Below are 26832 nucleotides of genomic sequence, written 5' to 3'. Positions count from 1 at the left end.
CAGACGGTGACTCTCCCTGGGGAGAGGGCCAGGGTTCGGGGGGCGAGTATGAAACGCTGGCCATTCTTTACAGAGAAAATCGTTGGCAAAGTGCGCAGATAAAGAGAGGGAGGCATCAGCCTCCCTCTCTTGCTATCCGCCGTTGGTAACGGCATTTAACCGGTTCTGGTTCAGGCCGTTGCCAGCCAGTTAAGCCAGGCATCCATCCCTTCGCCGGTGGTGGCGCTGACCTGGATCACCTGAATATAGGGGTTGACCCGTTTGGCGTTCTCGATGCAGCGGGCCACGTCAAAGCTGACGTAGGGCAGCAGATCGATCTTGTTGATCACCATCAGCTGGGCAGCTGCGAACATGTCCGGGTATTTCAGCGGCTTCTCTTCCCCCTCGGTGACGGAGAGGATCGCCACCTTGTACTTCTCGCCAAGATCGAAGCTGGCAGGGCAGACCAGATTGCCCACGTTCTCGATAAAGAGGATGCCCCCTTCATTGGCGGGCAGCTGGTGGCAGGCGTCGTGGACCATTTTGGCATCCAGATGGCAGCCCTTGCCGGTGTTGATCTGCACGGCAGGGACGCCGGTGGCGCGAATGCGATCCGCATCGGCACTGGTCTGCTGATCCCCTTCAATCACGGCGCAGGGGCGTTTGTCGGCCAGCTGGCGCAGGGTTTCGCACAGCAGGGTGGTCTTGCCTGAACCCGGGCTCGACACCAGATTGAGCACCAGCTGGGCCGCTTCGTCGAAGTGCTCGCGGTTGTGGGCCGCCAAGGCATTGTTCTTGGCCAGCACATCCATCTCGATGGCGATCAGCTGGCGCTGCCCCATGCCGGGCACCGACAATCCCGCTTCCCCTTTGCCATAGTGCAGATCACCCTGCTGGTGGTCATGGTCATGGTCATGGTCATGGTCATGGTCATGGTCATGGTCATGGGAATGCGCGTGGGAATGGCCGTGGTCATGAGAGTGGACATGATCATGATGATGGTCGTGGGGGTGATCATAGTGGTGCTCATGCAGCTGATCATGACCCTCATGGCTTATGGGAGCCCGCACCCCGTGGTAGTGGTGATGGACATCTCCCTGATGGTGATAGTGGTGGTGAATGATCAGGGTGCGCGGCGCACTCTGCTCGTGATCATGGTGGTGATGGGCGTCATGAGCATGATGATGGTCGTGCTTATGATCGTGCTTATGATCATGTTCGTGCTCATGGCCGGCAATCCGCGCCTGGCCGCATCCGCATACGCTACACATATCAACTTACCTCGATGTCGGTGATGCGCAGGCTATCACCCTGCGCGACTCGTAATTTGTATCCGCCACACCCGGGGCAGGCCTGCCCGCGCTCGGTGAGGGAGACCGTCTGGTTGCAGTCGTAACACCAGGCCTCTGCCGCCTGGTGCTGAAAGTGAAGCTGGGCCCCTTCGACGACAGTGCCCTTGGCGGCGGCCTCGAAACAGAAGGCAATGGTGTCCGGGTCAACGCAGGAGAAGCTGCCAACCTCGAGCCAGAGGGCGGTCACCCTAGTAAAACCCCGCTGGGTGGCCTGCTCGGCTGCCAGATCGATGGCGGCCATGGCCAGAGACATTTCGTGCATGGTGGCTCCTTAACCGATATGGGGAGGAGCAGTGACTCCTCCCTGTAATTGACGGAACGGCATGGCTGCTCAACAGATCCGCGGCAGCAGTTCCCCTTGCGGCAGCTCCAGATAGCGGCGGCTGCCCCAGGGATTGTTGAGGATCACCTTGTGGCGATCGCTTGTCTGCACCACGCCGATCTGGCTTGCTGCGGGGTTGAATTGCCGCAAGATGCCCAGTGCGTCCTGCGCCTGTTCGGCAGGCAGGGCCAGCACCATGGTCCCCTCGTTGGCGAGATCATGGGGCTCGAAACCGTAGAGCTCGCACAGGCCGCGCACCGGATCGCACACCGGAATGGCGGACTCCTCCAGCTCGATGGCCACTTGGGAGGCGCTGCTCCACTCGTTGAGCACGGCGGCAAGGCCACCGCGGGTGGCGTCGCGCAGGGCGTGAGGGGTAATCCCCGCTTTTAGCAGCGCTTCTACCTGCGGCCAGAGGGTGGTGCAGTCGCTCTTGAGATCAGATCCCAGTTGCAGGGCGTCGCGGGCCATCAGGATGCAGGCGCCGTGGCTGCCGATATCCCGCGACACCAGAATGGCGTCACCGGCCTTGAGGTTGCGTACCGAGATGCCCCGGCTCTGCTCAGGCAACGGGAAGGTGCCTACCCCACTGGTGTTGATAAAGATCTTGTCGGCCGCTCCCTTGGGCACCACCTTGGTGTCGCCGCAGACGATGCGGGCGCCGCTCTTGGCAAGCTCCGCGGCCATCGACTCGACGATGCGGGCTAGATCGGCGTAGGGGAACCCCTCCTCGATGATAAAGCTGCAGCTCAGATACTCGGGCTTGGCCCCCATCATGGCGAGATCGTTGACCGTACCGGCGATGGCCAGCTTGCCGATATCGCCCCCCTCGAAGAAGAGCGGCGAGACGGTAAAGCTGTCGGTGGTGAAGGCAACGGGGCCGCTCACCGGCAGCAGGGCGGCATCTTCACCGCGCAGCAGGATCTCGTTGCCAAAGTGGCGAAAGAATAGCTGGTTGATCAGCTGATTCATCTCGACGCCGCCGCCGCCGTGGCTTAACTGAATTTCTCTCATTGGATCCCCATATATCGGTAGTAGGCATTGCAGGCCCCTTCGGAGCTGACCATGCAGCTGCCCATGGGCTGGGTCGGGGTGCAGCCCCGGCCAAAGACTTTGCACTGGTTCGGTTTGGCCAGGCCGCGCAGGATATCGGCGCACTGGCACGCCTTGTGGTCATCGATGGGGGTCTGATCAAGCTGGAAGTGACGCTCCGCATCGCGCTTGGCGAAGGCATCGCGCAGGCGCAGGGCGGAGGCGTTGATATCCCCCAGACCTCGCCAGCGAAAGTGCTCGCGGGTCTCTAAAAAGCGCTCGACCAGCCGCTGGGCGGCTTTATTGCCGCTGGCGGTGACGGCGCGGCTGTACTGCACCTCCAGCGCATATCGACCCTCCACCTTCTGGCGCACCATCATCAAGAGCGCCTCCATCACATCCACCGGTTCGAAGCCACTCACCACCACAGGCACCTGATAGCGATCGACGATAGGCAGGTAGATATCGGCGCCGGTGATGACGCTGACGTGAGAGGGGCCGATAAAGGCGTTCACCTTGGCCACCCCGTCGGCCATCACCGCATGAATGGCGGGCGGCACCAGCACATGGTTGATATGAAACAGGAGGTTATCGACCCCTTGCTCTTCAGCGGCAGCCAGCAAGGCGGCGGTCATCGGGGTAGAGGTCTCGAAACCGATGGCGAAGAAGACCACGGTTTTTTCCGGGTTCTCTTTGGCGATACTCAGGGCATCGAGGGGGTCATAGACCGGACGGATATCGCTCCCCTTGGCCCGCTGCTGGGCCAGCGTGCCTTTGGAGCCCGGCACCCGGATCATGTCCCCCAGGGTGACCAGAATGACATTCGGTTGACTCGCCAGCTCGATGGCCTGATCGATGCGCTCTTTGGGCATGATGCAGACCGGGCAGCCGGGGCCGTGGACAAACTCGATGCTGGCGGGCAGCAGCTGGTGCAGGCCGTACTTCATGATGGTGTGGGTATGGCCGCCGCACACCTCCATCACCCGCAGCGGCTCGGGCAGATCCTTGGCCAGTTCTGTAATTTGGGCGGCGAGGGCGCGGATCACCTCGGGCTGGCGAAAGCCCTGGAACAGGTCATTCAAGGTCAGCATGGCAAGATATCCTGTTTGGGCATCAGGGCCACCATCTGGCGGAAGCTCTCGAGGCTGGCCTGCGCCTCCTCTTCGTCAATCTTGCTCATCACAAAGCCGATATGGAGCAGCACATAGTCGCCCACCTGGAGGGGCTCTTCGAGCAGCATGCAGCTGACGCGCCGCTGCACCCCCAGGGTATCGACGGTGACGCAGTTATCTTCGGGGTGCAGCTGCACCACCTGAGAGGGGATGGATAGACACATGAATTTCAGGACTCCGACAAGGTGGCACAACCGGTTGTAACAGGCTGATGCGTGGCAAGATGGTGGATGGCAAACCAGAGCTGACCGGCGGCGATGCCACCGTCATTGAGCGGCAGGGTTTCGCTGGTCAATACCTGCCGACCGGCCGCTTCGAGAGCGGGCACCAGCTCGTCCATCAGCACCCGGTTTTGAAAGACGCCGCCCCCCAGCACCACCGGATAGCCGGGGAAATGCTCGGCCAGGGCAACCACCAGATTGCTGATGGCGCGGATAAAACCGGCGGCCAGGCTGGCAGTGGCGGTGCCTTTGCACCGCTCGCTGACAAGGGTATGGATCAGCTCGGCCCACAGGATCTGCAGTGGTCCCTCCGCTGATTGGCTGAGATCAAAGGCGAGGGGGAAGGGTTGTTCGTCGGGGGTGAGCTGCAAGGCGGCAGACTCCAGCAAGAGTCCGGCCTCGCCTTCGTAATCGTGGGTATCGATCACCCCCAAGAGCGCCGCCACCGCATCAAACAGACGGCCGATGGAACTGGTATAGGGGGCGTTGCGACCAAGGTGCCAGAGTTGGTGCAGGTTGCTGCTCCGCTCGATAGGCAACTTGTTGATCAACGGAATATCGAGGGCGCTGATCTGCTCCATGCCATATGACTCAAACAGCAGCCCCAGCAGCTGGCGCACCGGCTCGCGAATGGCCGCCTCGCCACCGATCAGCTTGAAGGGCTGGAGATGGGCAACGCGCTCAAATCCGTGAACGTCTGCGATCAGCAGCTCGCCGCCCCAGAGGGTGCCGTCATCGCCAAGGCCGGTACCATCGAAGGCAACACCCAGCACCGGGCCCGTGATGCCGTGCTCGGCCATCACCCCCAGCAGGTGGGCGTGATGGTGCTGCACCTCGAGGTGGGTCGCACCCTGATCCTGGCAATAGCGTTTGGCCCACTGGTGGCTGAGGTAGCCAGGGTGGCGATCCGACACCAGCAGTTCGGGTTTGAGATCGTAGAGATCGCGAAAGGTCGTCAGGGTCTGCTCGAAGTGCTCCTGCATCGGCAGGCTGTGCAGATCGCCGATATAGGGGCTGTAGATGCGCTGGCGGCTGAAGGCGAGCGCCAGCTGGTTCTTCTGTTGAGCCCCGACAGCCAAGAGCGGCGCCTTGACCGCCTCTTTCAGGCTGGGGGTGCAGGGGGCATAGCCCCGGGCCAGCCGCAACGTCTGGCGTCGCCCGCCTGCCCACTGCACCAGACTGTCGTCACACGGGTGCAGGATGGGGCGGTTGTGATCCAGGATGCCATCAATCTCGCTGCCGAGCTCCCTGACCACCGCCTCACAGTCGATCAGGATCGGGCTGCCGCGACCATTGGCGCTGGTGGCCACCAGCGGCATGGCGCAGGCGTCCAGCAGCAGCTGATGGAGCGGGGTGTAGGGGAGCATGATGCCAAGGTAGGGGATGCCGGGGGCGATCCCCTCGGCCAGCGGCGCGGTTGCAAGTAGGGATTCTGAGAGCCGATCATCATTTTTGCGCTTGCGCAGCAAGGTGATGGGTCTGGCCTGAGAGGTGAGCAGTTGCCACTCGTCTTCGCTGCCGGTGACATGCAATTTGGCCTCGGCAAGGGAGCCCATCATCACCGCCAGCGGTTTGCGCGCGCGCCGCTTGAGTGTTCGTAATCTGGCCACACTCTGTTCATTGCGGGCATCACACATCAGGTGATAACCCCCCATCCCCTTGACCGCAATCAGCGCCCCCGCTTGCAGGGCGCTGGCAGCTGCTTGCAGGGCATCCTCGCGCTCGGCCAGCGCATCGCCGTTGCCGCTGCGCCAGGTCAGATGCGGCCCGCACTCGGGGCAGCTCACCGGCTGGGCGTGGTAGCGTCGATCCAGCGGGTTTTCATAGGCCGCCGCACAGCGCGGGCACTTGGCAAAGCCTGCCATGGCGGTGTGGGGGCGGTCGTAGGGGAGGCGGCGGATGATGGTGTAGCGCGGGCCGCAGTGGGTGCAGTTGGTAAAGGGGTAGCGATGGTGGCGATCCGCGGGGTTGGCCACGTCCCGGGCGCACGCCTCGCACATCCCCTGATCCGGCGAGATGGCGACCGTGGCGGCGCTCTGCTGCTGGCTCGCTTTAATTCGAAACTGGCTATCAAAGTCGGGATCATGAGCAAGGGGCAGCTCCCGCTCGCTGAAATGATCAATACGGCTCAGTGGCGGCGCCAGCTCCCGTAGTTCGCGGGCAAAGGCTGTGAGCTGCTCAGGCGATCCTTCGGCGCCAATGGTGACGCCGTTGGCATCGTTCAAGACATAACCGGCAAGGCCGTGGCGCAGTGCCAGCCCATAGACGAAGGGGCGAAAGCCGACCCCCTGAACGATGCCGTCGATATGAAATTCGCGGCGCAGCCGGTTGGCCACAGGATTGGCAGAGCCAGAGGGGGCGATGGTGGTGCTCATGCTGGTTCCATCTCATCTTGAGTGGTTGGCAAACGCAGCACCCGGCGCTCGTTCTCCTCGCGCCGCACCCAGCCATCCATCTCCATGCGCAGGCAGAACGGAATGGCGTATTTGCGCGACAAACCGGTGATCTCCTTGAGGGATGCCATGTCGATCAGATCTCCCACCTGCTGGCCCGCCAGCACGGCGGCGACCATCTGGTTGTAAAGCTCGGCGTCGTAGTAGATGGGGCCATCGAGCTGCACCAGATACTTGAGTCGCGCCAGGTTGCGCAGCTGCTTTTGCAGCGCGCCTTTTTGCTGCAAGCCCTGCTGCAGAACCGCGGGCAGCTTGCGGGTGATAAAGGGATCCAGCTCCACGCCGCCGGGGCCCAGTTTACCGGGCTCGTAACCCTCCTTGCCTTGATCTCGCACCACCTTGAGCACCAGCTGCGCCTCTTCCCCCAGATCATCTTCCGACTCGCCGCTGCCCGGTTGCCACTTGTCATGGTGCAGGCGGATCAGCTGCTCGCTCTTGAGCTGCTGGAGCAGGGCCTGAGTGACCGGCAGGGCGATGCCAAAGCGGGTTGCAAGCTCTGCGGCGCTAAGCGGTTCGCTGGCCAATGTAGCGAGCAGCTGGTCGCGGCTCTGGGCCAGCCAGTGGTTGTCCAGCAGCCAGTCACCGAGGGGGGTGACCTGCTCTGGCTGCTGGTCAAAGCGGCTGGCTAGCACATAGCCGTTGAGCCCCAGTTGCAGGGTGGCCGGGTTGTAGTGCTCGAGCTCATCTGGCAGCTCGCCCAGCAGGGTGTGCAGTGCCTTGCGTCTGGCGGGATGGATGTCGCCGCACCAGACGATGCGGGCGCCGTGCAGCAGTTCGCTGCTGCCGTGGCGAATGATGGCGAGCGGCTGGCCGAAGAAGCAGGGGATGGGGCTGGTAAAGATCAGCCGCGCCAGCCGGGTATCCTTGATGGGCACGAAACGGGCCCGGCCATGCCAGCTGCCAAGGGCCACTTCGATCTCCTTGTTGTGCAGAGAGGGGCGTAGCGTCTTGGTGCTCAGGCTCTCGGCGTTGAGTCGCACGATAAGGTGGGTCGCCGCCTTGCACTGGCCAGCGGCGCTGGTAAGGCAGTGACCGCGGGCCACCTCCTTGTGGGGCACTTTTTTAAGGCCCACCGCCACCCGACAGACGGCGCCGATCTCGTCGACGCTCTGGTGATAGGCCTGCAGCGAGCGCACCTGCACCTCCCGATCGGCGGGGTAGAGGCGCAGTTTGTCTCCCACCTTGAGGCGGCCCTGTTGCAAGGTTCCGGTGAGCACGGTGCCGGTGCCGTTGGCGGTAAAGACCCTGTCCACATACAGTCGCGGGGCGCTCTGCTCGCGGGCAGCGTGTGAGGCTGGCAGTTCGGCAAGCTGGCGCACGATAGCGGCGTGCAGGGCAGCCATATTCTCGCCGGTTTTGGCGCTGACGCTGACGATATCGGGCACCATGCCGCTCTCGTCCATCACCCGCTCCAGCAGGCTCTCTTCCAACAGCAAAAGCTCGTCAGGGGAGACTAGATCGCACTTGTTGATGCAGACCAAGAGGCGCGGCACCCCCATCGCCTTGAGCAGGCGCAGGTGATCGCCGGTCATCGGCATCCACCCCTCGTCGGCGGCAATCACCAGCAGCACCAGATCCAGACTCCAGAGCCCCGCCACCATATTGCGGATATAGCGCTCGTGACCGGGTACATCGATGACGCCTATGGTGTTGCCCTGATCGTCGTCGAAGTGGGCAAAGCCGAGATCCTGGGTCATGCCGATGGCCTGCTCATGGGCACGGGCGGTGGTGATGCCGGTGAGGGCCTTGATCAGCAGGGTCTTGCCGTGATCCACGTGGCCTGCAAGGCCGATAACGGCGCGATAGGGGGTCATGGGATCAGGGCTCCTCGGTCGCATTTGTTGCATTGAACGGGGCGGGCAGCAGCAACTCCCTGAGTTGGGCGATCAGCAGTTCCATCTCGGTCGGCAGCAGGGTGGCCATATTGAGCAGCACCTTCTGCTGGCGCACGGTGGCGATGACCGGCACCGGCAGTTCGCGCAAATCATCGAGCAGCTGCTGGGCCGGGCGCGGGTCGGTGCACTCCAGCGCAGGGGCCGGATAGAACTCGTCCGGCAAGGTGCCACCGCCCACCACCAGCTGGGCGGGGACCGGCACAAAACAACCGGGCAGGGCGGCCATCAGTTGGTCGGATCTCTCCTGCATGGCGGCCGGATTGCTCAGGGTGCGATGGGCGATACCCTCGCCGATGGGAGATTTGTTGAGCTTGTGGATGAGCAGGCGTTCCAGCAGGGAGTAGACGATGCGGCTCGGGCGGAAGGTGCGCATCATGGGGTGTTTTTCCAGCCGCTTGATAAGGTCGCTGCGGCCGCTGATGATGCCCGATTGCGGGCCCCCCAAGAGCTTGTCACCGGAGTAGCAGACCAGATCCGCCCCCGCCTTGATGTACTGGCGCACTGAGGTTTCATCCGGTGCAAACTCTTCGGTGGTCAAGCCCGACCCCTGATCCACCGCCAGCACCACGTGCTCGGGCAGGGCGCGGGCCACCTCGCCGATATCGGGGGATTCGGTAAAGCCGCGAATGGCGAAATTGGATCTGTGCACCATCAGTACCAGCGCGGTCTGATCGGTGATGGCATCGAGGTAATCTTTGGCGGTAGTGATATTGGTAGTGCCCACCTCCACCAGTTTGGCACCGGAGAGCGCCAGAATATCGGGAATGCGAAAGCCGCCGCCAATCTGGATCTGCTCGCCGCGCGAGACGATCACCTCGCGCCCCTTGGCCACCTCCTGCAGCAGCAAAAAGAGCGAAGCGGCGTTGTTGTTGACCACCAGCGAATCCTCGGCCTGGGTGAGGCAACGGAGCAGGGGGGCGATCAGCCCCTTGCGCCCGCCGCGCTTGCCGGTGGCGAGATCCAGCTCCAGATTGTTGTAGCCGGTGTTGAGGTCACGCACCTCGTCCCACAGCTCGTGACTTAATGGCGAGCGCCCCAGATTGGTATGCACCAGGGTGCCGGTGGCGTTGATCACCCGGGTCTGGCGCTGGCGCAACTGCTGCCGGCAGCGCTTGGCAATCAGCGCCTCGATCTGCTCGGGGGCAACGCCATACTGGCGAAAATCTTCGCTCTGGCGCAGCTCGCTCAGGGTGTCGCGCACCGCCTGAGTCACCAGCGGGCGGCTCAGCGCCTCGATAAACCCGGCGAGAAAGGGTTGCTGCAGCAGCTGTTCCACTTGCGGCAGACGGCGCGTTTGTTGCTGGCTGGGCTGTTGCTGTGAATCGTCGGCAGCCGTACCTGATGCGGGCTGGCGATGGGGGATGGCTGGCGCGTGAGACGAGTTCGGCATGGGATTACCAGTGCAGTGCGTGGGTTCGGGATGCGCACCGGTTTGCCGATAGAGAGGCCGAGCTGACGGGTTATGGCACTACTGGCGATTTGCGGATGAGTGCAAACTGGATGCATCAATGAGCGGGTATAAATTAATGCTGCATCGATGCTGATAAATTAATTTTTGGCCAGCGAGATAACCTGAGTTCGGATTATATTGGCAAGCGGCAAGCACCTTTTTTAAGGTATTACTTCAAACATATTGAACAAACAATGGAAATAACATCCAGGCCGAAAAATTCAGCGAGAGAGTATTTGTTCAATAGATGAATTTGGCGGAAGAGGCAGGAATCGAACCTGCCAAAGCCTTCTCGGCTCACATCGGTTTTGAAGACCGAGGAGGCCACCAGACCCCATCAACTTCCGTAACGGCCGCCATTTTGTGGCAAATTTCTGTGACTGGCAACGCTTTTTTTGTCATAAAAAAGCGAGAGTTAGCGATTTTTTGAAAAAATCAAAGAACCTTGTTTTATATCAAGTTCAGCACAATTAGCCCGATGTTTTTAATTTAACATCGGGCCTCGATCACATTGCCGGAATCGTCGGTCAATAACGGTCGTTAACAACTCGATAAATAATCACCGGTTGGCGTTGGCAATATTCCACTGATCCAGTTTATCTATTAACTGACCGGTATCCCTGGCGGCATCAAGATGCTGATAAAGATAATCCATCGCCTCGCTCACCATCTCGGTCATCGGGAAAGAGAACGCCACGATGGCCGGTTGTACCCCGACAAAGATCACCTCGGGGACAAAGGTCTTGAGCTCGTCGATCAGGAAATTGAGCGGCATATTGTGGGTCGAGAAGATAAACATCTCGGCGATGGTCTCGGGGGGGATCACCTGCAGGGTGCCCGCCTTCTCGCCGATCTCGGCGGCATCCACCAGCACCACCCGCTCCGGTTGCAGCTCCCGCACCTTGTAGACCACATTTTCCGGCGCGATGCCGCCGTCGATATGGATCCAGCCGGGCAGGGGGGTGGCTTGCAGCTTGTCGGCGAGATAGGGGCCGGCACCGTCGTCCCCCATCATGGCATTGCCCACGGTCAACACGAGATTGCAGCCCATCAGCGGCTCCTTACCATCAGGTACATATGGGGGTCGTTAAAGAGGGCGGTCAGCTGATCCATAAAGGTGTTGGTCCAGCCCAGCTCCTGCTCATCGAGTAGATTGTCGGCTTTGCGCAGTCGGTCGAAGGCGCAGGCCAGCATATGGCAGTGCTCGCGATAGATGGTGATCTCGCCAAAGGTGAGAAATCCCTCCATCTTGCGGCGCGCTTCACTTCCCTCTGGCATCTTGGCCACCCAGTCGCGATAACCGATCAGCGAGCAGACCAGGTCTGCTCGCAGGCAATCGACGATGCCGAGGTGGTGGCCGATGGCGAGGCTGTAGTACATCACCTCTTTCGCTTCTTCCGGCACGTCGAACTGCTCGTCGACGAACTTGCGCGAGAGGCGATAGAAGAAAACCTCGTCAGCCATGTACCGCTTCTCCCTTGCCGGCCGCCCGGTTGAGGCAGGCGTTTGCGAGGTTGTTGACGATCTCCGAGAGGCGCGGATCGTCGTGCTGATCGAGGTAGCTCTGGATGCGCAGATCCACATCCTGCTGGGTCGCCCCTTCAAGCAGGGCCATAAATTCGTCGGCGATGATCCGCCCCTGCCGGTAACCGGCCATGCGGCGCGCTTCGCGCTCGATCATCACCCGGATTTCATTGGGGATGCCGGTGTGGCGCAGTTCGACCCGTTCACCCGGTTGCACCTCGTGGCTGGTGGCTTTGAGTTTCTGCTCAAGCAGACCGAGCGCCACGGCAAAGCCGTAGATGGTGGCCGCCGGTGTGGGGGGGCAGCCGGGGATATAGACATCCACCGGCACGATTTTGTCGGTGCCGCCCCAGACGCAGTAGAGGTCGTGGAAGATGCCGCCATCACAGCCGCAGGCGCCGTAGGCGATGCAGATCTTGGGATCGGGTGCCGCCTCGTAGGCGCGCAGGGCCGGCACCCGCATCGCCCGGGTCACCGCGCCGGTAAAGAGCAGGATGTCGGCGTGACGGGGGGAGGCGACCACCTTGATGCCGAAACGCTCGGCATCGAACAGCGGGGTGATGGTGGCGAAGATCTCGATCTCGCAGGCGTTGCAGCCGCCGCAATCGACCCGGTAGACATACGCCGAGCGGCGAATGTCCTTGAGCAGGGTCTTCTTGAGTTTGGTGATCTCGGGATCCTGTGCCAGCGGCACGGCGCGGGTATGGGCATGGCCGACAACCGGTTCTATGCCTTTGATCTTGCTCATCACATCCACTCCTTTTGTACGGCCATCGGTGTGGCTATCGGTGTGATCAGGGCCGAGTCAGGCTGGCTCAGCATGCTCTGTTTTCGTTTGCAGTCGGGGCAGTGATGCAGCCGCTCCGGGGTCGCCAGCGGTGTGCCCGCCTGCTTGAGGGTGTCCTCCACCAGCGCCACCAGCTTGCTCGGGGCAAAGTAGGTGCCGCAAAGGGTGCAGGGGGCCAGCGCGAAGCGGGCCTCCTCATAGAGGTCCGCCTTGTTGGTCACCGCCAGTTCGAACTCGGGGGAGAGGGCGATGGCGCGGGTCGGGCAGACCTCCTCGCAGCGGCCGCAGAAGATGCAGCGCGCCATGGAGATCTCCCAGCGCCGTTCGCCGGTCTCCATGTCCACTTCCATCACCAGCGCATTGGCCGGGCAGGCCTTGGTGCAGGCGGCGCAGGCGATGCACTGATCCGCCTGATATTTCGGTTTGCCGCGAAAATCCCGGTTCACCTCATAAGGGGCGAAGGGGTACTTGGCGGTCGGGGTGCCAGCCTTGAGGATGGTCTTGAACAGCTTGATCATGATGACCCCTTATTTCAGCGGAGAGTTTTTGCGATCGATGCCGTAGCGCTCGATCTCCTTGTAGGAGACCACGGTGGATTTGCCCTTCTTGGGGTCGACCAGGGTGACCCGGTCGGTACAGGAGTAGCAGGGATCCAGACTGCCGATGATGAGCGGTGCATCCGCCACGGTATTGCCGCGCAGCATGTAGCGCAGAGCAGGCCAGTTGGCGTAGGTGGCGGCGCGGCAGCGCCAGCGGAACAGCTTCTGGTTGTCCCCGGTCATGCTCCAGTGGACGTTCTCGCCACGGGGCGCTTCGGTAAAGCCCAGCGCAAACTTGCCCGGCTGGTAGGTGAAGCCTTCGGTGAGCAGTGGCCCTTCCGGCAGGTGCTCAAGACCAAACTCAATCATGTCGAGGGAGTCGTAGAGCTCGTGGATGCGCACCAGCACCCGGGATTGCACATCGCAACCCGCCTTGGTCTGGATCTCCATCGGCAACTCGCGGTAGCCGGCAAAGTCGTGGACCCGGCGCACGTCGCGCTTGAAGCCGCTCGCCCGCACCATGGGGCCGACGCAGCTGAAATCGCGGGCAATCTGCGGGTCGAGCTTGCCGATACCGATGAGGCGGGAGGAGATGTTGGCGGTATCCAGCAGCATGGCCACCAGGGGTTTGAGCTGATCACGCAGCTCCCGCACCAGCTGGGCACCCTTGATGCGATCTTCCTTAAAGATGTCGCGGCGCACCCCGCCAATCAGGTTGAGGCCGTAGGTCTTGCGGGCGCCGGTCAGCAGCTCGGCCAGGGTCATGGATTTCTCCCGTACCCGGAAGAACTGCATGAAGCCGGTGTCGAAACCGGTGAAGTGGCTCGACAGGCCGATGTTGAGGATATGGCTGTGCAGACGCTCCACCTCCAGCAGTACGGCGCGGATCATCTTGGCCCGCTCGGGTACCGCAATGCCCATGGCGTTCTCCACCGAGGTGGTGTAGGCGACGCTGTGGGTAAAGCCGCAGATGCCGCAGACCCGGTCGGTCAGAAACGCCACTTCGTTGTAGCCCATCCGGGTTTCCGCCAGCTTCTCCATGCCGCGATGGACATAGAAGAGGCGGTAGTCGGCATCGATGATGTCTTCGCCATCGACGAACAGACGAAAGTGGCCCGGTTCATCCGAGGTGATGTGCAGTGGGCCGACTGGCACGATGCGGTTGGCATCACTGCCGAGCTCGTTGACGAAGGGGTAGGTCTCGGTGTCGGTGGTGGGCATAGGGCGCTGGCGATAATCCATGGCGTCCTTGCGCAGGGGATGGATATCCTCCGGCCAGTCGTCCGGCAGCACCAGACGGCGTTCGTCCGGCAGGCCGATGGCGCGCAGGCCGTACATGTCGCGGATCTCCCGCTCGCCCCACACCGCCGCCGGAATGGTCGGGGTGATGGAGGGGTACTCCTGGGTATCGGCATCCACCAGCACCTTGACGGTGATCCAGCACTTGGTGTCGCCCTCCATGGAGAAGACGTGGTAGACGGCGAAGTGGCCGTTGAGGCTGCGCTCGTCATTGGCAAAGGAGAGCGGAAGCCAGCCCCCCAGCTGATGGAAGATCAGGCTGGCGGTCTCGACCAGACTGGTGGGCTTGACGGTAATGGTGGCCTGATCGGCGGTTTGCCACTCCTCGTCGACGATGGCGTGGGGCAGTTGTGCTCGCACCTGCTGGATGTAGTCGCAGCCGATGCGATCCGAAATGGCGATGGTCATGCAGTTCTCACTTTAATGTTCGGGAATGAGCATTCACAAATGATGAAATCGAAAAAAGGTGCTGTGCTGGCGGGCATGGTTCAGACCCCGACCAGATAGGCGAGCAGCGCCAGCAGGGCCAGCCCCAACCCGTAGCGGGTGAGCTTGTGGGTGCGCACGAACTGGGTACGGGCCATGGCGTTTTCGATGATGCCGGCTAGTAAAAATGCCACCAGCAGCTTGCAGGCGAGGATCAGCGCCGCGCCGATCAGTGCAGGCAGACTCCAGTTGGCCGCCTTGCCGAAGGGGAGGAAAATCACCAGAAAGAGCTGCACCACCACCAGTTGCTTGAGGCCGATGGAGAGCTTGAGCAGGGCCAGGCCCGCACCGGAATACTCGGTAAGCGGCCCCTCCTGCAGCTCCTGCTCGGCTTCGGCGCAGTCAAAGGGCAGCTTGCCCATCTCGACAAACACCGCGAAGGCGCAGGCAGCGCCAGCCAGCAGGGTGGCGATGGGCGCGGCCAGCGGCTGGGTCGCCACATAGCTGCTGATATTGCCCAGATCCGAGCTGCCCACCATCATCGCCATGATGAAGCAGGCGAGTACCAGAATGGGCTCCACCAGAATGCCCAGCGTCAACTCGCGGCGGGCACCGATCCCTGCAAACATGCTGCCGCTGTCGAGCCCCGCCAGCGAAAAGAAGAAGCGGAAGATGGCGAACAGGTAGATGTCGGTGATGAGATCCCCGGCGATGGGGAAGGGGGACTCGTGAGTCAGGGTTGGCAGCGCCATCCCTACCAGCAAGAGGGCGGCGATGAGCAGCGCAGGCATCAGGTTGAAGATGATGCCGGCAGGCTCTGGGGTCACCTCCTGACGGCGCAGGAGCTTGGCGATATCCCGGTAATCCTGCAGCAGGCCCGGCCCCTGACGGGAGTGCATCTTGGCCCGCAGCACCCGGTTGAAACCGGTGGCGAGCGGCGCCAGCGCCAGCATGGCGATGGCCTGGGTCAGGGCGAGGGCAACCATGCCCCAGCTCGGCATTTCAAGAACAGGCATATCAGACTCCTACAGCCATCAGGATAAAGAGCGCCAGCACAAGGCCGTGCAGCAGCCAGCCGGTCGTTCCGCTGGTATCGCTCACCCCGTGCAGGGCGCTGGCCAGATCGAGCTGCGGCTGCTTGCGATAGAGCGGCGCGCAGAGTTGGCGCAAGGTGTGGGTGACACCGCCCGAGGTGAGGCTCATGCGCTCCTCATAGGCGTAACCACAAGCCCACGGGGTGCCGGCGTGACGACGACCCAGCTTGGGCCCCTTGAAGATGGCCAGTACCAGCAGCGGGATGAGGAACAGCCCCAGCAAGGTGATGGCGATAACGGGTGGGGAGAGGATCGCTTGTGAGCTGTCGAGTGGCAGCAGGGTGGCGCCAGTGGCGACACTCATCTGGCTGGCAACCAAGGCTTGGCCATAGCTGGCGATATGGGGGGCAATCCAGGGGGCGCCCAGACCCAGCACCAGACAGACAGCGGCCAGCAGCAGGGTGCCTGCCACCATGGCACCCGGCACTTCGCGGGCGTGGCTCGCTTTCTCGCTGCGCGGGGCGCCGCAGAAGCAGATGCCGTACACCTTGACGAAACACATCACCGCCATGGCGCCGGTCACCGCCAGCATCACTACCGCGAGCGGCGCAACGACCGAGGTGCCGAGCTTGGTCATGGAAAGGAGGGATTGATAGATAAACCACTCGCTGACAAAGCCGTTCAGTGGCGGCAGGGCCGAGATGGCCATGGCACCGATGAGGAACGCCAATGCAGTCCACGGCATCAGTTTGGCCAGCCCCCCCATCTTGTCCATGTCGCGGGTGTGCAGGCGGAACATCACCGAGCCGGTGCCCATAAAGAGCAGGCTCTTGAAGATGGCGTGGTTGAGCAGGTGATAGAGGGCGCCGAGCAGCCCCAGCACCACCAGTGCCGGTTGCTGGTTGGCGATACCGATCATGCCGATGCCCATCCCCATCAGGATGATGCCGATGTTCTCCACCGTGTGGTAGGCGAGCAGCCGCTTGAGATCGTGCTCGGCCAGCGCAAACAGTACCCCGAGTACTGCCGAGCAGGCACCGAAGATCAGCACCACATAGCCCCACCAGAGCTGGCTGGCGCCGAGAAAATCGATGCTGACCCGCAAAATGCCAAACAGACCCAGCTTCACCATCACGCCGGACATCAGCGCCGAGATATGGGAAGGGGCGACGGGCTCGGCCACCGGCAGCCAGCCGTGCAGCGGCACGAAACCGGCGCGCAGGCCAAAGCCGCAGAAGCTGAGCAGGAACACCAGGGATGCCAGGGCGCCCGCCAGATGGTGCTCGCGCAGGGCGGCGAACTCCAGCGAGCCGCTTTCGCGGCAGAGCAGCCAGAAGGCGATCAGCACCAGCGCCATGCCGATATGGTTCATCACCAGATAGAGGCGGCTCTGTTTGGCGGCCTCGGGGTTGGTCTTGACCAGCCAGTAGGTGGTGAGGGTCACCAGCTCGTAGCAGAGCAAGAAACCGAGCGCGTTGTCGGCCAGCACCATGCCCACCATGGCAAAGAGGAAGAGGTTCATCAGCGCGCCGATGGCCACATCCCCCTTGCCCTGATATTCGCGGATATAGGCAAAGGAGTAGAGGGCGACGGCGACGCCGACGGTACTAATCACCAGCAGCATCAGCGCGGCCAGCATGTCAAGGTGCACCGAGCCCAGCAGCCAGAGCTGGCCGTCGACGGGGGTGCCTTGGGCAAAGATCTGGATGGCGGCGACCAGACCCGCGAGCGATCCCAACAGGGCAAAGCCACTATTGAGACGGTTGGCCAGTGCGGGCAGCTTTTGCAGGAGCAAACCGGCGGCAGCGCCCAGCAAAAAGAGCAGGAGCGTAGCCATTACAAGGGGGGACAACATCAGCGAACTCCCTCTGTGGTGGATAAATCGGAGGCAGGGAGCGCCGTGGCGGGCGCCGAGAAGGCAGAGGCCCCTTGCGGGTTGGTGTCGGCCGCTTGCTGACGACGGATACGGGCGGCGCGTTCGGTGTCGCTGTCATTGACCAGCTTCAGTGCCTGGGAGGGGCAGGCACCGACACAGGCCGGGCCGTCGGCGCGAAACTCGCACAGGTCGCACTTGACGGCGATGCTGCGCACCCCCGGCTCCCAGCTCAGCAGATCCTCGCCAAAGCAGCGCAGGCCGGCGGAGGTGGAGGGGTTGCTGGAGCGGATGGAGCAGGGGATATAGGTGTCGTAACTGGTGGCCACGGCCACCGGACGGCTGCCGCTGCTCTGGATAGCGCCAAAGGGGCAGGCCACAGCGCAGAGATTGCAGCCGATGCAGAGCGACTCGTTGAGTTGCACGCAATCGCCGGTTTGGCGAATTGCCTCGACCGGGCACACCTTGATGCAGGGGGCATCGTCACAGTGACGGCACTGAACCGGCATGGTCGCCTGCTCGTGTCGCATAACGGTTAAACGGGGGGCTTGCTGCAAACCTTGCGCCTTGTGTACCTCGCTGCAGGCCGCCATACAGGTGCCACAGCCGATACAAAGCTTGGGGTCAGCGATAACGAAGCGGTTCATAGCCTACCTTGTCGTGTCGCGAACGGAGAAAGTAGGAGCTGGTTGGCAAAATACGGGCCAGATTGTTCGCTGGCGTGAAATTGATTTTAACTTGCTGTTTTTAAATGATTTTAAATTCTTTGTCGCGAGGTGGTACCGAGATTGTGCGGTGTCGAAGTGTGACGTTCGTCACTTGTGACGAACCATGACACTGATGCCACGAATAGTGATGTGCAATGAGAGGCGGGATTGGCAGCATTCTCAGACCATTAGTGATTTTTATATTAACTTTTTGTTTTATAGGGGATTTTTAGAAAAATGCAGAGCTTCATCACAAACTGAGTCGATTAGATATTAACTTAACCGGTTAACCTGTTAAACTGTGTTCATAGTGAAGAGACAGACTGACAGCATGACGATATGGCACCGATAGTTTTACCCAATTTAGCGCTGAGGTTGTGAGCTAAATAGCATTTATGGTGTTTTACGTATCCAGCGGATGTTTTGAGCGCAGCACGTAGGGTATCGAGACTTTTCTTTGCCTAACCAGATAGTTTAATATTATTAAATATGAGAAGTCACTTTGTATGAGGTCAGTAAATGTCTAGCAGTTTAAAGTATTTGACTATCAAGAACGACTTGATACAAGAAATAAATGAAGGGAAATATACTCCCGGACAAAAATTTTATAGCGAAGCAGAATTAAAATTAAAATATGGTGTCAGTTCAGCAACAGTGATAAAAGCCATCCATGAACTGGTCAATGAGGGTTTTTTATTTAGACAGCAAGGAAAAGGTACTTTTATTTCCAAGTCTAAAAGAAACAAGCATGTGTTGGTTTCAGAGAGTGATCTGAGTGTCAAGTTGAACAAATCACAAGTAACATTGATTGATGTTGAGAAAGAGGCGTCTGAGTCGATTAACAAAATATTGAATAGAGCATTCGATTCTTATTTTTATAAGATTGTAAGATTGAAGTCAGATAATGATATTCCCTATGCAGTGCAGACCTCGTACATACCAGAAAACTATTTAGACACAAAGAAACTGGCTGAAAAAAGTGGGTATTTATCATTGTACGAGCATCTGGCAGAGTTTAATAAAATTGACATGTACTCGATGCCATTCACTGAAGAGGTAACGGTAGTTAGTAACGTTGATGTTCATATAGCTAAAGCTCTGTCCATCCCAGAGGGAAGTGCCGTAGTTAAAATATTAAGAACTACCTATAAAACATCTGGTGAAATTATCGAGTATATCGAGACATTTAAAAGAGTTGAGTCATTCTATTTAAAATTTGAATCGGTAAGAGGAGCAGGAAGTGGAAATACTGTTGATATCTCATGATGGTATCGCGAGTGGAGCAAAAAAGTCAGCTGAACTCATTTTAGGTCCGCAAGAAAATCTACATGTTATTGAGTTAACCGCAGTTGGTGGTGTTGGTGGATTTGCTACTGAACTAATTCAATACCTCTCTAGCAAAACAAAAGAAAGTCAGAACGTAATTATCATTTCAGATTTGAAAAATGGGTCGCCATACAATACTGCTGTATCATATATCATTAATAATGATCTGGCTGATAAAGTCTCATTGCTCACAGGCATGAATCTAAATATGGTATTGGAAACCATTATGCTGGATGGTGATAGCGTGACTGGTATTGAACTGAATACCGTTATTGGTACGGCCATAGATGGAATTTCTATGATGCAACCAAGCGATTATAATACAGCAATCTCTACAGGTGATGAATAACATGCTTGAACATATAGAAATGTGGCAAATATTGCTATTGACTGCATATTCTGCCCTGGCTATTTATGATGGTAATAACACAACCTTTGGTCTTGTTAAACCGACCATGGCTGGATTTTTTGCCGGCGTCATTATGGGCGATATTCAAACAGGTTTGATGGTAGGTGGTACATTGAACCTGCTGGTACTGGGTGTCGGTAACTTTGGTGGAGCATCAATACCTGATTATATGACTGGCGCACTGCTTGGCACCGCATTCGCTGTGATGAGCGGTAAAGGCGCTGAGTTTGGTGCCACTATTGCAATCCCGATCGGCCTGCTAATGGTGCAATTAGATGTTTTGGCTCGCTTTACCAATACCTTTATTCAGAATAAAGCCGAGCGACTTATTGCAAATGGCGAGCCATGTAAAGCGGCGAAAATGAACTTGCTAGGGATCATTCCCACCTCGCTGTCCCGTATGATTCCTGTTTTCTTGGCTTTGTCGTTAGGATCTGTGTTTGTTAATGATATCGTCTCCTACATCCCTGAGGCGATTATGAATGGCCTGAAAGTAGCCGGTGGAATGTTGCCTGCGTTGGGTATTGCCATTCTGTTAAGATATTTGCCAATTAAAAAGAACATGTCTTTTTTGATCATTGGTTTCTTTTTGTCTGCCTATTTGTCTGTACCTGTGTTAGGGGTTGCATTAGTTGGTGTGGCTATCGCCATAGCATATTTCAACAGCAATGATGATGTTATTCAAGCAACCACTAATGTACAAAATGAGGTTATGGGTGATGAATAAAATAATAAATAAAGTATTTTGGCGCTGGTTCTTTTTTGGTCAGGCTGGTTGGAACTATAAAACAATGCAAGGCTTGGGGTACCTCTATAGCATTATCCCATTTCTAAAACATAAGTATAAATCCAAAAAAGAACTGGTTTCTGCTGCTGATAATCATGTCCAGTTTTTTAATTGTAATAACACGATGGCAGCATCAATTTTGGGTGTTAATATCGCGCTGGAAAATGATATTGGCACTGAAGGAAAAGATGCAATTACATCGACCAAGATGGGTTTGATGGGACCGTTGGCCGGGATTGGAGATACCCTCTTTTTTGTTATCCCGACGACAATTTGTGGTTCCATTGCATCATATCTGGCACTACAAGGTAATCCTCTGGGATTGTTGCTGTGGCCAGCCTTTGGTTTGATTCGTTTAATGTTCATGCGCTATAGCCTCAAAGTCGGTTATAACGAAGGGGTTAAACTGGTAGGGCAACTTAGCACCAAACTAAATAAAATCACAAAATCAGCAAATATATTGGGATTAACTGTCGTTGGTGCTCTTATTCCGACGGTGGTGAAAGCCAAGTTGAGCTTTGAGTTTAGTTATGGCGATGTTTCACTGAAACTGCAAAATATTGCTGATCAACTGATGCCCGGCTTGATGCCCTTGTTTGTGGTACTGCTGACCTATTGGCTATTAGGCCTGAAAGGCATGAACTCAACCAAAGTGATTTTCATTCTGATGTTCTTTGGTATCGTTACTTATAATCTTGGCATTTTTTAATCTCAAACAGGTAATAATATGAAAGGCATCGCACATATCCGCATTGATGATAGATTGATTCATGGTCAAGTCGCTACACGCTGGGTCAGCTATTATTCTGCCAACAGAATCATGGTGATCGATGATCAAGTAGCAAGCAATGATGTTGAAAAGAACATATTAAGAATGGCCGCACCTGCTGGGGTTCATACATCCATCATCTCTACCCAGACAGCCATAGAGAATATATCTGCAGGTAAATATGCTGGTCAGCAAGTGTTGGTATTGGTAAAGCATCCAGGCGTAATAAAAAAACTAGTAGATGCAGGCCTTGACATTAAAGAGTTCAATATCGGGAACATGTCCAACCGTCCCGAGACCACGCAAGTGAAGCGTTCCATTAGTGTCACCCATGCTGAAAAACTCGACATACTGGATTTGATTAATCGAGGTATCAAGATCACTGCCAGAATGGTTCCTGATGATGGTGAAGAACTTATTACATCATTTACTAGTAATTTCTGGACTGCATCATGAGCCATCTTGTTGAGTTTAAGAATAATATTTTTAGCATCATTGACAAGATTAGTGAGACCCAAACTGAGCAAATTGAATGTGCTGCTGAAATTTTCAAAAACACGGTCAAGAATAAAGGCATTATTTATGCTATCGGTAGCGGCCACTCATTTGCAGGTGCTATAGAGTTTGCTGGTCGAGCTGGGGGATTTGTAAATACCAGGGCATTGGATAACTTTTATGGCCATAGTGGCTGGTTTGAAAATGTTGAGGGGGTTGGAGATGTTTTTGCCTCTCTCCTTGATCTTCAACAACACGATGCCTTTGTCATAATTTCTAACTCTGGCAATAAAGCATTGCAGGTTGAATTGGCACAAAAACTAAAAAGCGCAGGCATCAAGATAATTGCCATTGTTAACAGGAAAGATGCTGATAAGTCCATTGCAAAGCACTCAAGTGGTCTAAAGCTTGCTGATCTTGCTGATGTAGTTATCGACAACTGCTGTTTTAAAGGTGATTGCTCAATTGAAATTCCGGAATCTGAATTAAAAATTGGGCCTACTTCATCGCTCGCTGTCGCATATATAGCAAACTGTATATCAATTCGAGCTACAGAATTGGTTTGTGCAGCTGGTATTTCTGTTCCAATTTTACGGTCTATTAATCAACCTGGTGGCAATGAGTATAATTTAGAACTATTGAGTGAATACAGAAGTCGAGTGTTTACTATCTAGAGACTTTCAAAATGAAAAAGCTAAATAGTGCTCAGTTTGATGCCTTGACTCCAATTACTGATGTGGAAGTCAAAGATGAGTTGAGATGGGCTTGTCATAAGATTAAAACCCTTGCAATAAAGATGGGTGACAAGTTTCCTTCAGCTTGTGCTGTTAATAACAGGTATTTGCTAAAAGAGAACAACGATTGGACCAATGGATTTTGGACCGGCATGTTGCTCATCGCATATGAGTTTACTGGCGATGTGTTTTTTAAAAACAAGTTGCAAGAAATAATCGATAGCTTTGTGTCCAGATTGACGAATCATGTTGTATTGGATCACCATGATATCGGCTTTCTTTACAGCCTGTCATTGCTTGCTGCCAAGCAGGTCTTTAAAACTGAAGAGTTCGACTCCGCCATTGTATTGGCAGCCGACAAGTTGCTTGCCAGATATCACTCTGATGCTAAATTTATTCAAGCTTGGGGGGGGATGGATAATGATCAAGAATATCGACTCATCATCGATTCATTGATTAACTTACCACTGTTATATCGGGCTCACGAAATATCAGGTGATGATAATTACGCTAGCGTAGCAGTGAATCACTTCAAGCGAGTGACTGAAAATATCTTCAGAGAAGATAATTCAAGTTATCATACCTATTTTTTTGACCGAGTCAGTAAGTTGCCGCTGAAAGGTGAAACATTTCAGGGCTATAGTGACTTATCATGCTGGGCCCGTGGTCAGGCATGGGCTCTGCTAGGGTTGCCATTAACTTATAAGTATCATCCAGAACTGGTTAATAGTGAAAAATATACGGCAGTATGTGAGTACTTTTTCTCACATTTGCCTGCAGATGGCATTCCATATTGGGATCTCCATTTTAAGGCTGAGAATAATCAACCCAGAGACAGCTCAGCATTGTCAATTGCCATCTGTGGGCTGCTTGAAGCGAGCAAGTTATTTGAGCATGCAGATTACCAGCATATCTCTCGAAAATTACTGAAATGCCTCAGTGACCACATGACATCGAGAGATGATGAGGATTGTGACGGGTTATTGAAACATGGTGTCTATGCCTTTGCGCTAGGCAAAGGCATAGATGAATGTAACGTATGGGGGGACTACTATTATATGGAAGCCCTGTATCGAGTTTATTCAAATCAATGGCGAACTTATTGGTAATGAAAATGCAAGATACATTTTTTAATTGCGTAATGAAGAGCTTGTCAACCATTCATGAATCACAGCGTCAGATTATTGCTGATATTGCTAGAAAACTGTCAGATAAAGTTTGTGATAATGGCATAATTTATATCTTTGGCTGTGGCCATTCACATATCTTTGCTGAGGATGTTTTTTATCGGGCTGGCGGGATTGCCTGTGTGCGGCCAATTTTTATTGAGCCGTTGATGTTGCATGAAGGTGCCGCAAGATCGTCATACTTGGAGAAGCAAGAAGGGTATATCACAGAGCAATTATCGGCATATAATATTACTGATAAAGATGCGCTGATTGTTATATCTACTTCTGGTATTAATCCTGCTCCAGTGGAAGCAATTAGCTGGGCAAAATCGTATGGTGCATTGACGATAGGAATTACCAGCTATCAGTATTGTGATACGCAATCATCTCGACACTCTTCCGGGAAAAACCTAAGAGATGTGGCTTGCATCACGATTGATAATAATGTTCCTATTGGTGATGCAATTTTGAATCACGGTGATTGTACATCGTTCACACCAATATCATCGATTAATGGTATATATATCATTCAGTCATTGTTTTCTGAATTAATAAAAGAGATGGCTGATGCTGGTATAAATCCTCCAGTATTTAAAAGTGGCAACATTTCAGGTTCGTCCGAGCATAATAAATTACTTCTGAAACGGTATAAAGACAAAGTTCCAGAGTTAACCGCTAATAATTAAAATATCCTCTAAAGGTGACAAGCTATGAAAGGAAAGGTTTTTACTCCAACCTTGATTATGTTGGGGCTGATGTCCGTATATGGAAATGCTAACGCCAGTGCTGTCAGCGATGATTTTCAAAAGGCATTTATTAATGACTCAAGGCTAAGTCTCAATAGTGCTTTGTATTTTAGACATCGTGATGTTAAGGATGCTAATACAGGTTCATATTCAGCTGATGGCTCTCAGGGCGGCATTAAGAACCAGACTGCCAATATCGCGCTTGACTTTAATGGTGGCTATTATAAAGACATTATTGGTTTGGACTTTATGGCTGCCAGCAATATCAAGCTGGGATCGTCGGTAGGTCAATCTGAAATCCTGCTTTATGATTACGATTGCAAAGGTGATGGTACATTAAATCCTTGTGAGAGCAGTTATGCTGCTATCCCCATTGCTGCGTTAAAGGCAAAGTATGGTGATGACAATGTTTTGTTTAAAATGTCAGGTGGATATACAACGATAAACTCAGGTACTATCAAGAATAGCTGGGGCCTAAACCCTCATGCCTATCGTGGTATTGATAGCGCACTGGCATTGTATAACTGGAAGTTGACATATGCGTGGGCAGATCAATTCAGAAATGATTGGACAGATTCTTTCCATGATATGACGAATACCTGGCACCAGAATGAAGCATCAAATCTTAGTGGTGTTAAACCAGGACAGATTATTGACTATATTCATTCGGCGGGCATTTCATATAATACCGGTGACACCTTGTATGACCTGGCATATGGTGAAGGTGAAGGTTATCGGAAGAACTGGCATCTGTTTGTGACAGATAATCATAAGTTTGATAATGGTGCGGTTCTGACTTCCACTGGCTATTACCAGGGCGGTAAATATCTTGAGGAAAAATCCAACGTTAAAGATCCATCACTGGAGTACTATGTTGGTGCTGGCCTCTCACTTGCCAAAGATAACGTGACATATTTTACTGGATATAGCCAAAATAAATCAGAATCAACTAAGGATTACAATTTTAGATTGACACCATGGGCTAACTCTGACAAACGAGATTTCCAGCAAACATTATCCTCATTAGAAGATTATAATGTGGCAGGAGCGAAAGCTGTTAAGGTTGGCATCAAATATAACATGCTCGATTTTGGCCTCCCGAATCTAACACTTGGTACGTCCGCAAACTATGCATGGCACGTGGTATCTGATGTGTCGAAAGTAAAAGAGCAGAGAACTTATGATGGCACCATGCAGTCATTGGATTTTTTGATCACCTATAAATTTAATGCGGGTGCAGTGAAGGATATCAATATGACGGTACTGCCGGCACTGTTCAGGTCTAAAGACACCAACGCCAAGCAAGACAGAAATGATATCAGAGTTATTTTTACTCACTCTTTGAGCCTGTTGAACTAATGCATTCTATATGAGAGTTGATAGCTGATGGCGCTACATGATGAATGTACACCTACATGACTGATAGCCCATCGGCTATATCATCACTCTTTACTATCTACCTGATACAAGAGATAAATCATGGATATTCGTGAAAGTATTCATAGCGAACATGCAAAGCAACTTAATACCGACGGCTTGCGTAACGAATTTTTAGTTGAGGATATTTTTGCGGCCGATCGAGTCAGTATGACCTATAGCCATATTGATCGTATCGTTTTTGGCGGAATAATGCCTGTTACATCAGAGTTGGGTTTTGCCAATGATCTTGGCAAGGCATTTGGTGTGACCTATTTTTTGGAGCGTCGTGAGCTGGGACTTATTAATATCGGTGGCCCGGGGATTGTTATGGTTGATGGTGCTACCTACGAAATTGGTAGTGCCGAGGCATTATATGTTGGCAAGGGTGCCCGTGAACTGAGTTTTGCCAGTGTTAGCAGCGATAAACCTGCAAAATTCTATTACAATAGCGCCCCGGCACATACTGCTTTCCCGACTCGAAAGATCACTCAGGATGAAGCTGCACCGACAACCTTGGGTGATGCTGCTACCAGCAACCGCCGTACTATTTACAAGTATCTGGTTCCTGATGTATTGCCAACCTGTCAGCTGCTGATGGGGATGACCCAACTTGAGGATGGTAGTTTGTGGAACACTATGCCGTGCCATACTCATGAGCGCCGCATGGAAGTCTATTTTTATTTCAATATGCAGGACGATGCTGCCGTATTCCATATGATGGGTAAGCCAGCTGAAACTCGCCATATTGTTGTGCAAAATGAGCAAGCAGTCATTTCTCCCAGTTGGTCTATCCATTCTGGTGTGGGTACACAGGCGTATACGTTCATCTGGGGTATGGTCGGTGAAAACCAGGTATTTGGTGACATGGATCATGTTGCTATCAAGGACCTGCGCTAAAACATCGTATATCCAT

At 55.1% G+C, this 26832-nt stretch carries 27 protein-coding genes and 1 tRNA gene; 11 read left to right on the top strand and 17 right to left on the bottom strand.

Going from position 1 to position 26832, the window contains the following annotated elements:
* Window positions 1-170 precede the first annotated feature (170 nt).
* Window positions 171-1013: a hydrogenase nickel incorporation protein HypB gene (hypB, locus tag ACTG2J_RS11745; RefSeq protein ID WP_439997911.1), complete on the bottom strand. Its 843-nt coding sequence runs from the start codon at window positions 1011-1013 to the stop codon at window positions 171-173.
* Between hypB and ACTG2J_RS11740 the strand changes: the two genes are divergently transcribed.
* Window positions 894-1274, top strand: coding sequence for a hypothetical protein (locus ACTG2J_RS11740; RefSeq protein WP_439988593.1), 381 nt, complete (start codon window positions 894-896; stop codon window positions 1272-1274). The genes hypB and ACTG2J_RS11740 overlap by 120 nt on opposite strands.
* Here the strand turns inward: ACTG2J_RS11740 and hypA are convergent.
* The 16 genes from hypA to ACTG2J_RS11660 form a co-directional block, all read right to left on the bottom strand.
* Window positions 1252-1593: a hydrogenase maturation nickel metallochaperone HypA gene (hypA, locus tag ACTG2J_RS11735; protein WP_439988594.1), complete on the bottom strand. Its 342-nt coding sequence runs from the start codon at window positions 1591-1593 to the stop codon at window positions 1252-1254. The two genes, ACTG2J_RS11740 and hypA, sit on opposite strands and share 23 nt — an antisense overlap.
* A gap of 69 nt (window positions 1594-1662) precedes the next feature.
* Window positions 1663-2667, bottom strand: coding sequence for a hydrogenase expression/formation protein HypE (gene hypE, locus ACTG2J_RS11730; protein WP_439988595.1), 1005 nt, complete (start codon window positions 2665-2667; stop codon window positions 1663-1665).
* A complete protein-coding gene (gene hypD / locus ACTG2J_RS11725; RefSeq protein ID WP_439997515.1) occupies window positions 2664-3776 on the bottom strand; it encodes a hydrogenase formation protein HypD in 1113 nt (370 codons plus the stop codon). Before hypD ends, hypE begins: the two co-directional genes overlap by 4 nt.
* The gene (locus tag ACTG2J_RS11720; RefSeq protein ID WP_040065728.1) at window positions 3770-4021 is read right to left on the bottom strand and encodes a HypC/HybG/HupF family hydrogenase formation chaperone; all 252 of its coding nucleotides are present in this window, start codon (window positions 4019-4021) and stop codon (window positions 3770-3772) included. The genes hypD and ACTG2J_RS11720 overlap by 7 nt, the downstream gene beginning before the upstream one ends.
* A gap of 5 nt (window positions 4022-4026) precedes the next feature.
* On the bottom strand, window positions 4027-6453 hold the full coding sequence (hypF, locus tag ACTG2J_RS11715) for a carbamoyltransferase HypF (protein WP_439988597.1): 2427 nt from the start codon (window positions 6451-6453) through the stop codon (window positions 4027-4029).
* Window positions 6450-8345, bottom strand: coding sequence for a selenocysteine-specific translation elongation factor (gene selB / locus ACTG2J_RS11710; protein WP_439997514.1), 1896 nt, complete (start codon window positions 8343-8345; stop codon window positions 6450-6452). Before selB ends, hypF begins: the two co-directional genes overlap by 4 nt.
* 4 nt (window positions 8346-8349) lie before the next feature.
* On the bottom strand, window positions 8350-9816 hold the full coding sequence (gene selA / locus ACTG2J_RS11705) for an L-seryl-tRNA(Sec) selenium transferase (RefSeq protein ID WP_439997513.1): 1467 nt from the start codon (window positions 9814-9816) through the stop codon (window positions 8350-8352).
* Between the two features lie 314 nt (window positions 9817-10130).
* Window positions 10131-10222 (bottom strand) — tRNA-Sec (locus ACTG2J_RS11700).
* A 213-nt stretch (window positions 10223-10435) separates the two neighbouring features.
* A complete protein-coding gene (gene hycI, locus ACTG2J_RS11695; protein ID WP_439997512.1) occupies window positions 10436-10927 on the bottom strand; it encodes a hydrogenase maturation peptidase HycI in 492 nt (163 codons plus the stop codon).
* On the bottom strand, window positions 10927-11340 hold the full coding sequence (locus ACTG2J_RS11690; RefSeq protein WP_338774820.1) for a formate hydrogenlyase maturation HycH family protein: 414 nt from the start codon (window positions 11338-11340) through the stop codon (window positions 10927-10929). The genes hycI and ACTG2J_RS11690 overlap by 1 nt, the downstream gene beginning before the upstream one ends.
* Entirely contained in the window at window positions 11333-12148 is an 816-nt protein-coding gene (locus tag ACTG2J_RS11685) for an NADH-quinone oxidoreductase subunit B family protein (protein WP_005333324.1), read from the bottom strand. Before ACTG2J_RS11685 ends, ACTG2J_RS11690 begins: the two co-directional genes overlap by 8 nt.
* Window positions 12148-12705 carry a formate hydrogenlyase complex iron-sulfur subunit gene (locus tag ACTG2J_RS11680; RefSeq protein ID WP_202002669.1) on the bottom strand — a complete coding sequence of 186 codons (558 nt, stop codon included), beginning with the start codon at window positions 12703-12705 and terminating at the stop codon, window positions 12148-12150. Before ACTG2J_RS11680 ends, ACTG2J_RS11685 begins: the two co-directional genes overlap by 1 nt.
* Window positions 12706-12714: 9 nt before the next feature.
* Window positions 12715-14433, bottom strand: a complete 1719-nt coding sequence (locus ACTG2J_RS11675) for a hydrogenase large subunit (RefSeq protein ID WP_439997511.1) — start codon at window positions 14431-14433, stop codon at window positions 12715-12717.
* Window positions 14434-14513: 80 nt separating this feature from the next.
* On the bottom strand, window positions 14514-15467 hold the full coding sequence (locus ACTG2J_RS11670) for a respiratory chain complex I subunit 1 family protein (protein ID WP_064337846.1): 954 nt from the start codon (window positions 15465-15467) through the stop codon (window positions 14514-14516).
* Window position 15468: 1 nt separating this feature from the next.
* Window positions 15469-17340 (bottom strand): hydrogenase 4 subunit B, encoded by a 1872-nt coding sequence (gene hyfB / locus ACTG2J_RS11665; protein WP_439988602.1) that lies wholly within the window; start codon window positions 17338-17340, stop codon window positions 15469-15471.
* A complete protein-coding gene (locus tag ACTG2J_RS11660; protein ID WP_439988603.1) occupies window positions 17340-18005 on the bottom strand; it encodes a 4Fe-4S dicluster domain-containing protein in 666 nt (221 codons plus the stop codon). The genes hyfB and ACTG2J_RS11660 overlap by 1 nt, the downstream gene beginning before the upstream one ends.
* Before the next feature lie 579 nt (window positions 18006-18584).
* Here ACTG2J_RS11660 and ACTG2J_RS11655 point away from each other — a divergent pair.
* The 10 genes from ACTG2J_RS11655 (at window position 18585) to kduI (ending at window position 26816) form a co-directional block, all read left to right on the top strand.
* Entirely contained in the window at window positions 18585-19331 is a 747-nt protein-coding gene (locus tag ACTG2J_RS11655; RefSeq protein ID WP_439988604.1) for a GntR family transcriptional regulator, read from the top strand.
* Complete coding sequence (locus tag ACTG2J_RS11650) at window positions 19306-19740, top strand: PTS sugar transporter subunit IIA (protein ID WP_074045201.1); 435 nt, start codon at window positions 19306-19308, stop codon at window positions 19738-19740. The genes ACTG2J_RS11655 and ACTG2J_RS11650 overlap by 26 nt, the downstream gene beginning before the upstream one ends.
* A gap of 1 nt (window position 19741) precedes the next feature.
* Entirely contained in the window at window positions 19742-20527 is a 786-nt protein-coding gene (locus tag ACTG2J_RS11645; protein WP_005351531.1) for a PTS mannose/fructose/sorbose/N-acetylgalactosamine transporter subunit IIC, read from the top strand.
* Window positions 20520-21296 carry a PTS system mannose/fructose/sorbose family transporter subunit IID gene (locus ACTG2J_RS11640; protein ID WP_224970192.1) on the top strand — a complete coding sequence of 259 codons (777 nt, stop codon included), beginning with the start codon at window positions 20520-20522 and terminating at the stop codon, window positions 21294-21296. The genes ACTG2J_RS11645 and ACTG2J_RS11640 overlap by 8 nt, the downstream gene beginning before the upstream one ends.
* Before the next feature lie 18 nt (window positions 21297-21314).
* A complete protein-coding gene (locus tag ACTG2J_RS11635) occupies window positions 21315-21812 on the top strand; it encodes a PTS sugar transporter subunit IIB (protein WP_224969990.1) in 498 nt (165 codons plus the stop codon).
* Window positions 21809-22525 (top strand): sugar isomerase domain-containing protein, encoded by a 717-nt coding sequence (locus ACTG2J_RS11630; protein WP_005345238.1) that lies wholly within the window; start codon window positions 21809-21811, stop codon window positions 22523-22525. Before ACTG2J_RS11635 ends, ACTG2J_RS11630 begins: the two co-directional genes overlap by 4 nt.
* Window positions 22526-22536: 11 nt before the next feature.
* Complete coding sequence (locus ACTG2J_RS11625) at window positions 22537-23694, top strand: glycoside hydrolase family 88 protein (RefSeq protein ID WP_439997510.1); 1158 nt, start codon at window positions 22537-22539, stop codon at window positions 23692-23694.
* Window positions 23694-24440, top strand: coding sequence for an SIS domain-containing protein (locus ACTG2J_RS11620; RefSeq protein WP_421276791.1), 747 nt, complete (start codon window positions 23694-23696; stop codon window positions 24438-24440). The genes ACTG2J_RS11625 and ACTG2J_RS11620 overlap by 1 nt, the downstream gene beginning before the upstream one ends.
* 24 nt (window positions 24441-24464) lie before the next feature.
* A complete protein-coding gene (locus ACTG2J_RS11615) occupies window positions 24465-25859 on the top strand; it encodes an OprD family outer membrane porin (RefSeq protein ID WP_439997509.1) in 1395 nt (464 codons plus the stop codon).
* 120 nt (window positions 25860-25979) lie between these two features.
* Window positions 25980-26816 carry a 5-dehydro-4-deoxy-D-glucuronate isomerase gene (kduI, locus tag ACTG2J_RS11610; RefSeq protein ID WP_224969994.1) on the top strand — a complete coding sequence of 279 codons (837 nt, stop codon included), beginning with the start codon at window positions 25980-25982 and terminating at the stop codon, window positions 26814-26816.
* Window positions 26817-26832: the final 16 nt, after the last annotated feature.

Source organism: Aeromonas sp. 6P (assembly GCF_051919525.1).
GTDB lineage: Bacteria > Pseudomonadota > Gammaproteobacteria > Enterobacterales > Aeromonadaceae > Aeromonas > Aeromonas veronii.
This window is presented reverse-complemented; position numbering and strand designations above follow the sequence as displayed.

What these genes read in the sequence shown, in the direction of transcription:
- ACTG2J_RS11640 (WP_224970192.1), top strand. Translation starts at nt 20,520, where the DNA reads ATGAATAAAATAATAAATAAAGTATTTTGGCGCTGGTTCTTTTTTGGT.
- ACTG2J_RS11720 (WP_040065728.1), bottom strand. Translation starts at nt 4,021, where the DNA reads ATGTGTCTATCCATCCCCTCTCAGGTGGTGCAGCTGCACCCCGAAGAT.
- hypE (WP_439988595.1), bottom strand. Translation starts at nt 2,667, where the DNA reads ATGAGAGAAATTCAGTTAAGCCACGGCGGCGGCGGCGTCGAGATGAAT.
- ACTG2J_RS11645 (WP_005351531.1), top strand. Translation starts at nt 19,742, where the DNA reads ATGCTTGAACATATAGAAATGTGGCAAATATTGCTATTGACTGCATAT.
- selB (WP_439997514.1), bottom strand. Translation starts at nt 8,345, where the DNA reads ATGACCCCCTATCGCGCCGTTATCGGCCTTGCAGGCCACGTGGATCAC.
- ACTG2J_RS11635 (WP_224969990.1), top strand. Translation starts at nt 21,315, where the DNA reads ATGAAAGGCATCGCACATATCCGCATTGATGATAGATTGATTCATGGT.
- hypD (WP_439997515.1), bottom strand. Translation starts at nt 3,776, where the DNA reads ATGCTGACCTTGAATGACCTGTTCCAGGGCTTTCGCCAGCCCGAGGTG.
- ACTG2J_RS11675 (WP_439997511.1), bottom strand. Translation starts at nt 14,433, where the DNA reads ATGACCATCGCCATTTCGGATCGCATCGGCTGCGACTACATCCAGCAG.
- ACTG2J_RS11625 (WP_439997510.1), top strand. Translation starts at nt 22,537, where the DNA reads ATGAAAAAGCTAAATAGTGCTCAGTTTGATGCCTTGACTCCAATTACT.
- ACTG2J_RS11620 (WP_421276791.1), top strand. Translation starts at nt 23,694, where the DNA reads ATGAAAATGCAAGATACATTTTTTAATTGCGTAATGAAGAGCTTGTCA.
- ACTG2J_RS11740 (WP_439988593.1), top strand. Translation starts at nt 894, where the DNA reads ATGGTCATGGTCATGGTCATGGTCATGGTCATGGGAATGCGCGTGGGA.
- hyfB (WP_439988602.1), bottom strand. Translation starts at nt 17,340, where the DNA reads ATGTTGTCCCCCCTTGTAATGGCTACGCTCCTGCTCTTTTTGCTGGGC.
- hycI (WP_439997512.1), bottom strand. Translation starts at nt 10,927, where the DNA reads ATGGGCTGCAATCTCGTGTTGACCGTGGGCAATGCCATGATGGGGGAC.
- ACTG2J_RS11690 (WP_338774820.1), bottom strand. Translation starts at nt 11,340, where the DNA reads ATGGCTGACGAGGTTTTCTTCTATCGCCTCTCGCGCAAGTTCGTCGAC.
- ACTG2J_RS11615 (WP_439997509.1), top strand. Translation starts at nt 24,465, where the DNA reads ATGAAAGGAAAGGTTTTTACTCCAACCTTGATTATGTTGGGGCTGATG.
- kduI (WP_224969994.1), top strand. Translation starts at nt 25,980, where the DNA reads ATGGATATTCGTGAAAGTATTCATAGCGAACATGCAAAGCAACTTAAT.
- ACTG2J_RS11685 (WP_005333324.1), bottom strand. Translation starts at nt 12,148, where the DNA reads ATGAGCAAGATCAAAGGCATAGAACCGGTTGTCGGCCATGCCCATACC.
- selA (WP_439997513.1), bottom strand. Translation starts at nt 9,816, where the DNA reads ATGCCGAACTCGTCTCACGCGCCAGCCATCCCCCATCGCCAGCCCGCA.
- ACTG2J_RS11660 (WP_439988603.1), bottom strand. Translation starts at nt 18,005, where the DNA reads ATGAACCGCTTCGTTATCGCTGACCCCAAGCTTTGTATCGGCTGTGGC.
- ACTG2J_RS11680 (WP_202002669.1), bottom strand. Translation starts at nt 12,705, where the DNA reads ATGATCAAGCTGTTCAAGACCATCCTCAAGGCTGGCACCCCGACCGCC.
- ACTG2J_RS11655 (WP_439988604.1), top strand. Translation starts at nt 18,585, where the DNA reads ATGTCTAGCAGTTTAAAGTATTTGACTATCAAGAACGACTTGATACAA.
- hypA (WP_439988594.1), bottom strand. Translation starts at nt 1,593, where the DNA reads ATGCACGAAATGTCTCTGGCCATGGCCGCCATCGATCTGGCAGCCGAG.
- ACTG2J_RS11670 (WP_064337846.1), bottom strand. Translation starts at nt 15,467, where the DNA reads ATGCCTGTTCTTGAAATGCCGAGCTGGGGCATGGTTGCCCTCGCCCTG.
- hypF (WP_439988597.1), bottom strand. Translation starts at nt 6,453, where the DNA reads ATGAGCACCACCATCGCCCCCTCTGGCTCTGCCAATCCTGTGGCCAAC.
- ACTG2J_RS11630 (WP_005345238.1), top strand. Translation starts at nt 21,809, where the DNA reads ATGAGCCATCTTGTTGAGTTTAAGAATAATATTTTTAGCATCATTGAC.